Raw genomic sequence first — 13,972 nt, 5'->3', positions numbered from 1 at the left:
GGGACGAGAATCTGCATCGCTTCCGGCCCCGCCCCGGCCCCTCCCCCGGACTGGCCGCGCGGACGCCGTCCGCTCAGACCGGCACCTCGACGAAGGTCCGGCCCGCCGCCACCCCGGCCGCCGTGCCGCCGGTCGCCTCGGCCAACCAGGTGTGGAACGCCGCGACCTCCGGCTCCGGCACCCCCACCTCGATCCGCACCCCGGACGCCTCGTACGCCAGGTCGCTGACCGTGAATCCGGCCGCCCGCAGGTCGTTCTCCACCCGCCCGGCCCGGGCGTGGTCGACCGTCACCGCGAGCAGCGCGACCGGCCGCCGCTCCAGCAGCCCGAGTTCGTCCAGCGCCTCCGACACCGCGCTCCCGTAGGCGCGCACCAGACCGCCGGCACCGAGCTTGATACCGCCGAAGTAGCGGGTCACCACGGCCACCGTGTCGGTCACCCCGCGCCTGCGCAGCACCTCCAGCATCGGCACCCCGGCCGTCCCGCCGGGCTCGCCGTCGTCGCTGGAGCGCTCGCGGCGCTGCTCCTCGCCGACCACGAAGGCGGTGCAGTTGTGCCGGGCGTCCCAGTACTGCTTGCGGATGCCGGCGATGAACGCCTGGGCCTCCTCCTCGTCGGCGACCCGGGCGAGGTGGCAGATGAACCGGGACTTCTTGATCTCGATCTCGTGCGTGCCCGCGCTCCGGACGGTCAGGTACGGCCGGGGGGTCGGCTCCGGTGTGGCGGGCATGGCGCGGCGGTTCTCCCGGAGGGCGACGAGGGGCGGACGGCGCGGTCCGGGCGCCACGACAGCTCGCCCACGGACCGCCCCGCCAGCCTACGGCGTGCCCTTCCGACCGGGTGCGGACCCCGTCGGGGCGGGCGGGGCCGGGCAGCGGTCAGCCGCGGCCCGCGAGCGCGTCCAGCCGGGCCCGGTCCAGACCGGTCGCCTCCCGCACCTCGGTGAGGTCGACCGCACCGCAGTCGAGCCCGCGCAGCAGGTAGCCGCTGAGCGCCCGGGCGGTCGCCGGTTCGTCCATGACGTCCCCGCCCGCCTTGGCCACGTACGCGGCCAGTCGGGCCGCGGCGGCGGCCAGGCCCTCCCGGTAGAAGGAGTAGACGGCCACGTACCGGGTCGGCAGGTGCGCCGGGTGCATGTCCCAGCCCTGGTAGTAGGCACGGGCGAGCGAGCGGCGGACCAGGTCGTGGTGGAGCTTCCACGCCGCGTGCACCTGGGCGGTGGTTCCGGCCGGCACCACATTGGTGGAGCCGTCGGAGAGCCGCACCCCGGTCCCGGCGGCGGCCACCTGCATCACCGCCTTGGCGTGGTCGGCGGCCGGGTGGTCCATGCTCTGGTGGGCGGCGGCGACCCCGCACGCGGCGCTGTAGTCGAAGGTGCCGTAGTGCAGGCCGGTGGCCCGTCCCTCGGCCGCCGCGATCATCCGGGCGACGGTGGCCCGGCCGTCCGGGCCGAGGATCGCCTGGGTGGTCTCGATCTGGATCTCGAAACGGAGCCGGCCCTCCGGCAGCCCGGCGCCGCGCTCGAAGTCCGCCAGCAGCCGGACCAGCGCGGTGACCTGCTCGGCGTAGGTCACCTTGGGCAGGGTCAGCACCAGCCCGTCGGGCAGTCCGCCGTGCGCCAGCAGGGTGCCGAGGAACAGTTCCAGGGTGCGGATGCCGCGGTCGCGGACGGCCGCCTCCATGCACTTGATCCGGATGCCGAGGTACGGCGGAGCGCTGCCGTCGGCGACCGAGGCGGCGAGCAGCTCGGCGGCCCGGACCGCCGCCGCGTCCTCCTCCGCGTCGGGCCTCGGGCCGTAGCCGTCCTCGAAGTCGATCCGCAGGTCCTCGACCGGCTCGCGCTCCAGCTTGGCCCGGACCCGGCGGTGCACCTCGGCGAGCAGCCCGTCGTCCGCGACACCGAGCGCGCGGGCGAGCTCGGCGGGGGTACCGGCGTGGGCGTCGAAGGCCGCCAGAGCCTGCCGGCCCCAGCTCCGCACGGTGTCGGCGGCGAAGGCGTCGGCCGGCACGTAGACGGTGTGGACCGGCTGGCGGGTGCCCGGGTCGCCCGGGAAGCGGCGGGCCAGATCGGCGTCGACCGGCGCCAGCAAAGCGTCCACGGCGGACCGGGCGGCGGCGGAGAATCCCGCCCCGCCCGTCGGCCCGGTAGCACCCGTCTCGACCTGCGACATCCGTCACTCCTCACGCAAGCATGCGCGCGGGGCCCGTGCCAGGCCAGCGCTTCAACAGTTTGTTGATGCGAAGGTAGACGGGCCGGGAACGGGCGTCAATGGTCCGCCGACGGACCGGGCGACGCGGCCCCGGGCCGGGTCAGTCCCGCCCGGAGGTCGCGTAGCGGTCCCGCAGCTCCGGGTAGAGCGCCTCGACGTCCTTGGGGTGGACCGAACCGTCGGGACGGTTGCCGGCCACGCCGTACTTCTTGGTCAGCCAGGCAGCCAGCCGCTGCGGGTCCGGCTCGTGCTCGAAGGTGTCGATGTAGCTCACCAGCGCCTCGAAGGCCTGCTCGGGGTCCAGCCGGTACGAGCCCGGGCGCGGCGCGGGACCGATCGGCCGCTGCGCGCGCTCGGCGGACTCCGGCTCGTCCTCCGCAGCCTCGGCGTAGCCCTGCTCGGCGTAGCCCTGGTCCCCGTAGCCCTGCTCGACCTGGCCCTGCTCGGCGAAGCGCTCCTCCACGAACGGCGGCTCCGCGTATCCCGCCCCGGGCCTGGCCTGGGCGACGGCAGCCTGCTGCTCCGGGGCCTCCGGCTGGTCGGGGTCGCTCGGACGCGGCGCCTTGAACCACGGCGAGACCTGGCCGGGCACCCGCCCGCCCGACGCGCCGTCAGCGGGGTGCCCCGTGGTCCGCACGGCCCGCTCGGTCCAGACGTTCAGCTCCTCCTGCTGCGGCGCCGGGGGCTGCTGAGCCCCGCCGACCGGCTCCTGGGCGTCGCGAAGCCGCACGGCGGCGAGCTTGGCGAGCACCTCGGCAGGAGCGGGCTCGGCCTGGCCCAGCGGCTCCGCCTCCGGCTCCGGGCGGCCCTGCCCCGGTGCCTCGGACTGCCCCTGGGGCTGCGGCTGCGGCCGGCTCTGCGCCGGGCCCGGCACCCGCGGAACAGCCTGGGCGGAACGGTCGGCCCGGACCGGCTGCTGCTGCCTCGCGGCGACCGGGCCCTCCGCCCCGTCCCGCTCGCGGACCGCCGCGGCGCCGTTCCCGGCCCGCGCGGACTGCCCGGCCGGCACCAGGGCGGCCGCCGCACGGCTCTCCTGGAGCGCGCGGGCCTCCTGCGCCGCCAGGGCCGCCTCGGCCCGGGCCGCCGCCTCGACCTCGCGGGTCTCCTTCTCCTCCCGGGCCACCCGGGCGTCCTCGTCCATCCGGTCGAACACCGACGGGTCCAGCGGCACGCCGTACTTGGCCAGCTTCAGCGGCAGCAGCGCCTGGATCGGCGCCGCGCGGCGCCAGCCCCGGCCGTAGCGGAAGCGCAGCTGGGCCCGGTAGACCAGCCGGTTCTGCTCCAGCCGCACGACCTCGTCGTAGGAGCGCAGCTCCCAGAGCTTCATCCGCCGCCAGAGCCGGAAGGTCGGCACCGGCGAGAGCAGCCAGCGCATCATCCGGACCGACTCCATGTGCCGGTCCGCGGTGATCGCCGCGATCCGGCCGACCGCGTGCCGGGATGCCTCGACCACGACGACGAACAGCAGCGGGATGACGGCGTGCATGCCCATCCCGAGCGGGTCGCCCCAGGAGGCGGCCGCGTTGAAGGCGATGGTCGCGACGGTCAGCAGCCAGGCGGTCTGCCGCAGCGCCGGGAAGGGTATGCGCAGCCAGGTGAGCACCAGGTCCAGCGCGAGCAGGACCACGATGCCCGCGTCCACGCCGATCGGGAACGCGTAGGAGAAGGCGCCGAAGCCCTTCGCCTCGGCCAGCTCCTTGACCGCGCTGTACGAGCCGGCGAAGCCGATACCGGAGATGATGCAGGCACCGGCGGCGACCAGACCGAGCAGGATGCGGTGGGCCTTGGTGAGCGATGGGCGTGCCATTACGTCTATCAACCCCTGGATGTCGGCTGCGGCCGTACGCTGCCTCGGCTGCCGGTTCCCGCTTGTCGGGGCGCCGGACGGCTGAGCGACCTCCGGGCTCGGCCCACCGGAGTTTACTCGTACACCTGTCCCAGCGTTCCCGCAGCCCGCACCGTCACCGTCACCGGCCGCTCCCGCTCCCCCGCTCCCCACCCCGCGCGGCCGGGGAGCGGGCACCCGGTCAGGAGGGCTGCCCCGCCGTGCCGTTGAGGTAGGCCAGCACGGCCATGACCCGGCGGTTCGCGTCCTCGGCCGGGGCGAGTTCGAGCTTGGTGAAGATATTGGCGATGTGCTTGGCCACCGCACCGTCGCTCACCGACAGCCGGGCGGCGATCGCCGAGTTCGAACACCCCTCCGCCATCAGCTCCAGCACCTCCCGCTCGCGCGGCGACAGTCGCTGCAACGGCCCCGAACGACGCGAGGTGCTCTGCATCAGCTTGGCGATGACGTCCGGGTCCATCGCCGTACCGCCGGCCGCCACCCGGCGAACCGCGTCGATGAACTGGTCTGCGTTGAAGACCCGGTCCTTCAGCAGATATCCGATCCCGCCGGTGCCGTCCGCCAGCAACTCCCGCGCGTAGAGCTGCTGGACGTGCTGCGACAGCACCAGCACCGGCAGGCCCGGAATCTCCCGGCGGGCCTGGAGTGCCGCCTGAAGACCCTCGTCGGTCAGGGTCGGCGGCAGCCGGACATCGACCACCGCGACGTCCGGACGGTGCGTCAGCAGCGCCTCCTGCAGTTCCGGACCGGTCTCGACCGCGGCGGCGATCGTGAAACCGTGCGCCTCCAGCAGCCTGATCAGACCTTCTCGAAGGAGGTAAAGGTCCTCGGCGAGGACAACTCGCACGGCAACTCCAGGGTGATGGTGGTCGGACCGCCCGACGTACTGTCGATGGCGAGGACACCGTCGAAGGTACCCAATCGCCGCTCGATCCCCCGCAGCCCGGTCCCCCTGGTGGGATCCGCGACCCCGACACCGTCGTCCGTCACCGTGACCCGCAGCCGGCCGGCCCGGTACAGGATGTCCACCCACACCTGCTCCGCGCCCGAGTGCTTGGCCGCGTTGGCCAGCAGCTCGCAGATGCTGAAGTACGCCGTGGCCTCCACCGGCGCCGCCGGGCGGTCCGGCAGGCTCACGCACACCTCGGTCGGCAGCGCGCAGTCCAGCGCGAGCGCGCGGACCGCGTCACCCAGCCCCCGCTCCGCCAGCACCGGCGGGTGGATCCCCCGGACCAGGTCGCGCAGCTCCTGGAGCGCCCGCGCCGAGGACTGCCGGGCCTCGGACAGCAGCTCGCGCGCCGCCACCGGATCGGTCTCCATCAGGTGCTCGATCGTGCCCAGCGTCATCCCGATCGCGACCAGCCGCGCCTGGGCGCCGTCGTGCAGGTCGCGCTCGATCCGCCGGAGCTCCGCCGCCTGGTCGCCGACCGCGTCGGCCCGGGTCTCGGTCAGCTCCGCCACCCGGCGGGTCAGCTGGGCGTGCGAGGCCCGACCGTCCTTGTCCAGCACCCGTCGGGCCACCTCGGCGTACCCGCGCACCGCGTACGGGGCCAGCAGAGTGCCCAGAGCGAGCAGCCCGAGCCCGAGCAGCGTCGAGAGGAGCAGGGCCGCGGCACCCCTGGATCCCACCGGCCCGTTGCCGCGCACCGCGACGACCAGGGACGCCACCCCACAGCCCAGGACCACCACCACCACTGCTCCCAGCGCGGTCGCCAGCAGCGGGCTGACCAGCAGCCAGAGCATCTCGCGCCGCACGACCGCATCCCTCGCGGCCCAGTGCAGCAGCTGCGCGAGCCGGGCGACGTTGTGGGACCGGTGGTAGGAGTAGCCCGTCCACCAGTGACCGCGGGCATCCGCCTCCAGCGGCGGCCTGGGGGTGTACACCGCCTGCAACCTGGTGCCGTACCAGCGGTTGAGCTGCCCCCGCGTCCGGGTCGCGGTCGGCCGCACGAACAGGCCGGCCAGCGCCAGGGCCGCGCCCACGGCGGCGATCAGCGCGAGGAACACCGCCGGGTAGTAGCTGTCGAGCAGCCACGCGGTCGTCGCGCCGGCGAAGAAGGCCCCGAACACGGGCACCACCACGACCGGCACCGAACCGAGCACCAGGAGGGACAACCGGGCCAGCCCGCGGCCGCCCGCAGCGAGTGCCGCCTCGGTCTGGGCGCGCACGGCACCACCCCCGCTGATCCGACTCTCTGTTGCCACGCCAACTCCTGATTGCTGATGCCGATGCCGCAGACCGGCCCCGATCCTCCTCATCCAGTGTCCCCGGACCCGGGGCTGCCGGCACTGGCCGTCCCACCCGAATTCGGGGTGGTCCTAGGTCCACCCCGCGCGGGCCCCTGCCCCAGCGGGTCCCGATCCCCCACGCGCCACGCGCAGCAATACACCCCGCCGTTCACGCGGCATTTCACGCACAACGCAAAGAACCCCCGTCGGTTACCCGACGGGGGTTCTTCACAATGATTGTTCGGCGGCGTCCTACTCTCCCACAGGGTCCCCCCTGCAGTACCATCGGCGCTGTGAGGCTTAGCTTCCGGGTTCGGAATGTAACCGGGCGTTTCCCTCACGCTATGACCACCGAAACACTATGAAACTGTCAACCGCACCCACGACAGGCCATGTCATGGGGGTCGTTGTTTCAGAACAACACAGTGGACGCGAGCAACTGAGGACAAGCCCTCGGCCTATTAGTACCGGTCAACTCCACCCCTCACAGGGCTTCCATATCCGGCCTATCAACCCAGTCGTCTACTGGGAGCCTTACCCTCTCAAGGAGGTGGGAGTGCTCATCTCGAAGCAGGCTTCCCGCTTAGATGCTTTCAGCGGTTATCCCTCCCGAACGTAGCCAACCAGCCATGCCCTTGGCAGGACAACTGGCACACCAGAGGTTCGTCCGTCCCGGTCCTCTCGTACTAGGGACAGCCCTTCTCAACACTCCTACGCGCACAGCGGATAGGGACCGAACTGTCTCACGACGTTCTAAACCCAGCTCGCGTACCGCTTTAATGGGCGAACAGCCCAACCCTTGGGACCTACTCCAGCCCCAGGATGCGACGAGCCGACATCGAGGTGCCAAACCATCCCGTCGATATGGACTCTTGGGGAAGATCAGCCTGTTATCCCCGGGGTACCTTTTATCCGTTGAGCGACGGCGCTTCCACAAGCCACCGCCGGATCACTAGTCCCGACTTTCGTCCCTGCTCGACCCGTCAGTCTCACAGTCAAGCTCCCTTGTGCACTTACACTCAACACCTGATTGCCAACCAGGCTGAGGGAACCTTTGGGCGCCTCCGTTACTCTTTAGGAGGCAACCGCCCCAGTTAAACTACCCACCAGACACTGTCCCTGATCCGGATCACGGACCCAGGTTAGACATCCAGCACGACCAGAGTGGTATTTCAACGACGACTCCACCATGACTGGCGTCACGGCTTCAAAGTCTCCCACCTATCCTACACAAGCCGAACCGAACACCAATATCAAGCTATAGTAAAGGTCCCGGGGTCTTTCCGTCCTGCTGCGCGAAACGAGCATCTTTACTCGTAATGCAATTTCACCGGGCCTATGGTTGAGACAGTCGAGAAGTCGTTACGCCATTCGTGCAGGTCGGAACTTACCCGACAAGGAATTTCGCTACCTTAGGATGGTTATAGTTACCACCGCCGTTTACTGGCGCTTAAGTTCTCAGCTTCGCCCCGACGAATCAGAGCTAACCGGTCCCCTTAACGTTCCAGCACCGGGCAGGCGTCAGTCCGTATACATCGCCTTACGGCTTCGCACGGACCTGTGTTTTTAGTAAACAGTCGCTTCTCGCTGGTCTCTGCGGCCACCCCCAGCTCTGGCAGCAAGTGCCGTCACCAGGAATGGCCCCCCTTCTCCCGAAGTTACGGGGGCATTTTGCCGAGTTCCTTAACCATAGTTCACCCGAACGCCTCGGTATTCTCTACCTGACCACCTGAGTCGGTTTGGGGTACGGGCCGCCATGAAACTCGCTAGAGGCTTTTCTCGACAGCATAGGATCATCCACTTCACCACAATCGGCTCGGCATCAGGTCTCAGCCTTGATGAGTGACGGATTTGCCTATCACTCGGCCTACACCCTTACCCCGGGACAACCACCGCCCGGGCTGGACTACCTTCCTGCGTCACCCCATCGCTCACCTAGTACAGACTTGGTCCAGCGGCTCCACCACGTCCCTTCGTCCGAAGACTCCGGGCCGGCTTCACGGCTTTAGCATCACCTGGTTCAGCGTTGGCGCTTCAAAGCGGGTACGGGAATATCAACCCGTTGTCCATCGACTACGCCTGTCGGCCTCGCCTTAGGTCCCGACTTACCCTGGGCAGATCAGCTTGACCCAGGAACCCTTGGTCAATCGGCGCAAGAGTTTCCCACTCTTGTATCGCTACTCATGCCTGCATTCTCACTCGTGTACCGTCCACGACTGGTTTCCACCGCCGCTTCACCCGGCACACGACGCTCCCCTACCCATCACAGCAGGCGTTGGCCCTATATGCTGCAATGACACGACTTCGGTGATGTGCTTGAGCCCCGCTACATTGTCGGCGCGGAATCACTTGACCAGTGAGCTATTACGCACTCTTTCAAGGGTGGCTGCTTCTAAGCCAACCTCCTGGTTGTCTCTGCGACTCCACATCCTTTCCCACTTAGCACACGCTTAGGGACCTTAGTCGGTGTTCTGGGCTGTTTCCCTCTCGACCATGGAGCTTATCCCCCACAGTCTCACTGCCACGCTCTCACTTACCGGCATTCGGAGTTTGGCTAAGGTCAGTAACCCGGTGAGGCCCATCGCCTATCCAGTGCTCTACCTCCGGCAAGAAACACGTGACGCTGCACCTAAATGCATTTCGGGGAGAACCAGCTATCACGGAGTTTGATTGGCCTTTCACCCCTAACCACAGGTCATCCCCCAGGTTTTCAACCCTGGTGGGTTCGGTCCTCCACGAAGTCTTACCTCCGCTTCAACCTGCCCATGGCTAGATCACTCCGCTTCGGGTCTTGGGCATGCAACTGTATCGCCCTATTCGGACTCGCTTTCGCTACGGCTACCCCACACGGGTTAACCTCGCTACACACCGCAAACTCGCAGGCTCATTCTTCAAAAGGCACGCAGTCACGAGACACACAGCAAGCTGCGCGTCCGACGCTCCCACGGCTTGTAGGCACACGGTTTCAGGTACTATTTCACTCCGCTCCCGCGGTACTTTTCACCATTCCCTCACGGTACTATCCGCTATCGGTCACCAGGGAATATTTAGGCTTAGCGGGTGGTCCCGCCAGATTCACACGGGATTTCTCGGGCCCCGTGCTACTTGGGAGTTCTTCAAACGAGCCGTACAGATTTCGTCTACGGGGGTCTTACCCTCTACGCCGGACCTTTCGCATGTCCTTCGACTACCCATACGGTTTCTGACTCGCCGACCGGCCGGCAGACCGGTCAAGAAAAATCCCACGACCCCATCAGCGCAACCCCTGCCGGGTCTCACACGCTCATGGTTTAGCCTCATCCGGTTTCGCTCGCCACTACTCCCGGAATCACGGTTGTTTTCTCTTCCTGCGGGTACTGAGATGTTTCACTTCCCCGCGTTCCCTCCACATACCCTATGTGTTCAGGTATGGGTGACAGCCCATGACGACTGCCGGGTTTCCCCATTCGGAAACCCCCGGATCAAAGCCTGGTTGACGGCTCCCCGGGGACTATCGTGGCCTCCCACGTCCTTCATCGGTTCCTGGTGCCAAGGCATCCACCGTGCGCCCTTAAAAACTTGGCCACAGATGCTCGCGTCCACTGTGCAGTTCTCAAACAACGACCAGACACCCACACTCAACAAGTCCGAAAACTCGCCTCGCATGAGACCGGCATCACTGAAGCAACAGCCTTACGGCCATTCCCTCAGGACCCAACAACGTGCCCGACACCCAGAATCCATCAACCGCGTTCCACGCCGAAGCAGTACTAGCGGCAGTTGATCCCGTGTGCCGAATAGTCAACGTTCCACCCATGAGCAACCGTGCAGGACATTCGCCTGCAAGCGGCATATTGCTCCTTAGAAAGGAGGTGATCCAGCCGCACCTTCCGGTACGGCTACCTTGTTACGACTTCGTCCCAATCGCTGGTCCCACCTTCGACGGCTCCTCCCCTTACGGGTTAGGCCACCGGCTTCGGGTGTTACCGACTTTCGTGACGTGACGGGCGGTGTGTACAAGGCCCGGGAACGTATTCACCGCAGCATGCTGATCTGCGATTACTAGCAACTCCAACTTCATGGGGTCGAGTTGCAGACCCCAATCCGAACTGAGGCCGGCTTTTTGGGATTCGCTCCGCCTCGCGGCATCGCAGCCCTTTGTACCGACCATTGTAGCACGTGTGCAGCCCAAGACATAAGGGGCATGATGATTTGACGTCGTCCCCACCTTCCTCCGAGTTGACCCCGGCAGTCTCCTGTGAGTCCCCATCACCCCGAAAGGCATGCTGGCAACACAGAACAAGGGTTGCGCTCGTTGCGGGACTTAACCCAACATCTCACGACACGAGCTGACGACAACCATGCACCACCTGTATACCGACCACAAGGGGGCGACCATCTCTGGCCGTTTCCGGTATATGTCAAGCCTTGGTAAGGTTCTTCGCGTTGCGTCGAATTAAGCCACATGCTCCGCTGCTTGTGCGGGCCCCCGTCAATTCCTTTGAGTTTTAGCCTTGCGGCCGTACTCCCCAGGCGGGGAACTTAATGCGTTAGCTGCGGCACCGACGACGTGGAATGTCGCCAACACCTAGTTCCCAACGTTTACGGCGTGGACTACCAGGGTATCTAATCCTGTTCGCTCCCCACGCTTTCGCTCCTCAGCGTCAGTAATGGCCCAGAGATCCGCCTTCGCCACCGGTGTTCCTCCTGATATCTGCGCATTTCACCGCTACACCAGGAATTCCGATCTCCCCTACCACACTCTAGCCTGCCCGTATCGAATGCAGACCCGGGGTTGAGCCCCGGGCTTTCACATCCGACGCGACAGGCCGCCTACGAGCTCTTTACGCCCAATAATTCCGGACAACGCTCGCACCCTACGTATTACCGCGGCTGCTGGCACGTAGTTAGCCGGTGCTTCTTCTGCAGGTACCGTCACTTGCGCTTCTTCCCTGCTGAAAGAGGTTTACAACCCGAAGGCCGTCATCCCTCACGCGGCGTCGCTGCATCAGGCTTTCGCCCATTGTGCAATATTCCCCACTGCTGCCTCCCGTAGGAGTCTGGGCCGTGTCTCAGTCCCAGTGTGGCCGGTCGCCCTCTCAGGCCGGCTACCCGTCGTCGCCTTGGTAGGCCATTACCCCACCAACAAGCTGATAGGCCGCGGGCTCATCCTGCACCGCCGGAGCTTTACACCCGGGACCATGCGGTCCCAGGTCATATCCGGTATTAGACCCCGTTTCCAGGGCTTGTCCCAGAGTGCAGGGCAGATTGCCCACGTGTTACTCACCCGTTCGCCACTGATCCACCCCGAAGGGCTTCACCGTTCGACTTGCATGTGTTAAGCACGCCGCCAGCGTTCGTCCTGAGCCAGGATCAAACTCTCCGTGAATGATTACCCGTAATCGGGTCAGCACTCGCGTCGAGCGGCACGGCAACCACCGGAATTAGGTGATCCCGCGCACTGCGTCCTCGCTAGTGTTTTACTTCAAAAGGAATCTCCAACCCCGGAACAGGTCCGAGGCCGGGGATGTCAACATATCTGGCGTTGACTTTTGGCACGCTGTTGAGTTCTCAAGGAACGGACACTTCCTTCAGGCGGCTTTCACACCGGCCCTCCGGGCGCTTCGTTCTTTCGTGTTCCCAGCTTATCAGATGTTCTCCGTGCCGTTCCCGGCGCTTCCTTCATCCAACTCGCTGGTGTCTTCTGCGGCTTGACGCCCCGTCCGACGTTTCAAACTCTAGCCGATCCCCGCTCCGAAAAGCGAATCCGGCCGCAATCATCAAAAATGAGCACAACAAAACAAACCCTCGCCGCGAAAGCCAAAAGGCATGGCGCAGCCGATTCGGTTCTGGAAGTGGTGTTTCGAGGATTGGCCGCCCCGGGACCGTCCGCGCTGATGCGTGTCCGGTTCTCCCTGTCGAGCGACTAGGGAACACTACGCCGGTTCGCGGCCGAAGGCAAACGCCCGGCAAACTCCCGGGACAAGCCGCAGGCCGGCCCGCGCGGGTGCGGGCCGGCCTGTCGAGCGGGACGGACTCGGGGCGGAGGCGGGCGGAGTGCCCGTCCCGATCAGTTGTTGGTCGGGAAGCCCAGGTTGATGCCACCGTGCGAGGGGTCCAGCCAGCGCTGGGTGACCGCCTTGCCGCGGGTGAAGAACTGGACGCCGTCCTGGCCGTAGGCGTGGGCGTCGCCGAACAGCGAGGCCTTCCAACCGCCGAAGGAGTAGTAGGCGACCGGGACCGGGATCGGCACGTTGATGCCGACCATGCCGACCTCGACCTCGTACTGGAAGCGCCGGGCCGCGCCGCCGTCGTTGGTGAAGATGGCGGTGCCGTTGCCGTACGGGTTCGCGTTGATGAGGGCCAGGCCCTCCTCGTAGGAGTCGACCCGCACCACGGACAGGACCGGGCCGAAGATCTCGTCGTTGTAGACGGACATGCCGGGCTTGACGTGGTCGAACAGGGTGGGGCCGAGCCAGAAGCCGTCCGCGGTCGGCGAGCCGTTGCGGTCCTCGGCGGTGATCTCGTGCTTGCGGCCGTCGACGGCCAGCTCGGCGCCGTCGGCGAGGCCGGACTCCACGTAGGAGGTGACCTTGTCCCGGTGCTGGCCGGTGACCAGCGGGCCCATCTCGGACTCGCCGTTGCAGCCGGGGCCGACGGTGAGGGTGGCGACCCGCTGCTTGATCTTCTCGACCAGCTCGTCGCCGATCGGGTCGACCGCGACCAGGACGGAGACCGCCATGCAGCGCTCGCCGGCCGCGCCGAAGCCGGCGTTGACGGCGGCGTCGGCGCTCAGGTCGAGGTCGGCGTCCGGCAGGACCAGCATGTGGTTCTTGGCGCCGCCGAGGGCCTGGACGCGCTTGCCGTAGCGGGTGCCGGTCTCGTAGACGTAGCGGGCGATCGGGGTGGAGCCCACGAAGCTGACCGACTTGATGTCGGGGTGCTCCAGCAGCCGGTCGACCGCGACCTTGTCACCGTGCACGACGTTGAAGACGCCGTCCGGCAGACCGGCCTCCTTCCACAGCTCGGCCAGGAAGTTGGCGGCGGACGGGTCCTTCTCGGAAGGCTTGAGCACCACGGTGTTGCCGGCGGCGACGGCGATCGGGAAGAACCACATCGGCACCATGGCCGGGAAGTTGAACGGCGAGATGATCGCGACCGGGCCGAGCGGCTGACGGATCGAGTAGACATCGATGCCGGTGGACGCCTGCTCGGTGAAGCCGCCCTTGAGCAGCTGCGGAATGCCGCAGGCGTACTCGACGACCTCGAGGCCGCGGGCGATCTCGCCGAGCGCGTCCGAGTGCACCTTGCCGTGCTCGGCGACGATGATCGACGCCAGCTCGTCCTTGCGGGCGTTGAGCAGCTCGCGGAAGGCGAAGAGCACCGTGGTGCGCTTGGCGATCGAGGCGGTGCGCCACTCGGTGAAGGCCGAGGCGGCGGCGGCCACCGCCTGGTCGACGTCCGCGACGGCCGCGAAGTCGACGTGGCCCGTGACCTGGCCGGTGGCCGGGTCGAAGATGTCACCGCGGCGGGGCGCGGCACCGGCGGTGGCGACCGGGCGGCCGCCGATCCAGTGGGTGATGTGCTTGCTCAAGGTCCGTCTGCCTCCGAAGTCCGGGCGGCCTTGCGCCACCGGTCCCTTGTGTGACGCCGCCCGCACGGGACGGGGGCGGCGAGGTCACGGGGCTACCGCGCTCACTGCTCCAGT

At 67.2% G+C, this 13,972-nt stretch carries 6 protein-coding genes and 3 rRNA genes; all 9 read right to left on the bottom strand.

What is annotated here, in order from left to right; all coding sequences use genetic code 11:
* Positions 1-73: 73 nt before the first annotated feature.
* A complete protein-coding gene (locus OG715_RS28085; RefSeq protein WP_266274469.1) occupies positions 74-730 on the bottom strand; it encodes a YigZ family protein in 657 nt (218 codons plus the stop codon).
* 148 nt (positions 731-878) lie between these two features.
* Positions 879-2,171, bottom strand: a complete 1,293-nt coding sequence (locus OG715_RS28080) for a DUF6986 family protein (protein WP_266274470.1) — start codon at positions 2,169-2,171, stop codon at positions 879-881.
* Positions 2,172-2,310: 139 nt separating this feature from the next.
* Positions 2,311-4,017 (bottom strand): DUF2637 domain-containing protein, encoded by a 1,707-nt coding sequence (locus OG715_RS28075; RefSeq protein WP_266274471.1) that lies wholly within the window; start codon positions 4,015-4,017, stop codon positions 2,311-2,313.
* A 220-nt stretch (positions 4,018-4,237) separates the two neighbouring features.
* Entirely contained in the window at positions 4,238-4,903 is a 666-nt protein-coding gene (locus OG715_RS28070) for a LuxR C-terminal-related transcriptional regulator (RefSeq protein ID WP_266274472.1), read from the bottom strand.
* A complete protein-coding gene (locus OG715_RS28065) occupies positions 4,855-6,261 on the bottom strand; it encodes a sensor histidine kinase (RefSeq protein ID WP_266274473.1) in 1,407 nt (468 codons plus the stop codon). The genes OG715_RS28070 and OG715_RS28065 overlap by 49 nt, the downstream gene beginning before the upstream one ends.
* A gap of 263 nt (positions 6,262-6,524) precedes the next feature.
* Positions 6,525-6,641, bottom strand: a 5S ribosomal RNA gene (rrf, locus tag OG715_RS28060).
* Between the two features lie 85 nt (positions 6,642-6,726).
* Positions 6,727-9,849, bottom strand: a 23S ribosomal RNA gene (locus tag OG715_RS28055).
* Between the two features lie 280 nt (positions 9,850-10,129).
* Positions 10,130-11,653 (bottom strand): 16S ribosomal RNA (locus OG715_RS28050).
* The 16S, 23S and 5S rRNA genes sit together here, the layout of an rRNA operon.
* Before the next feature lie 681 nt (positions 11,654-12,334).
* Positions 12,335-13,858, bottom strand: a complete 1,524-nt coding sequence (locus tag OG715_RS28045) for a CoA-acylating methylmalonate-semialdehyde dehydrogenase (RefSeq protein ID WP_266274474.1) — start codon at positions 13,856-13,858, stop codon at positions 12,335-12,337.
* Positions 13,859-13,972: the final 114 nt, after the last annotated feature.

Source organism: Kitasatospora purpeofusca (assembly GCF_036010405.1).
GTDB classification, from domain to species: domain Bacteria; phylum Actinomycetota; class Actinomycetes; order Streptomycetales; family Streptomycetaceae; genus Kitasatospora; species Kitasatospora purpeofusca.
This window is presented reverse-complemented; position numbering and strand designations above follow the sequence as displayed.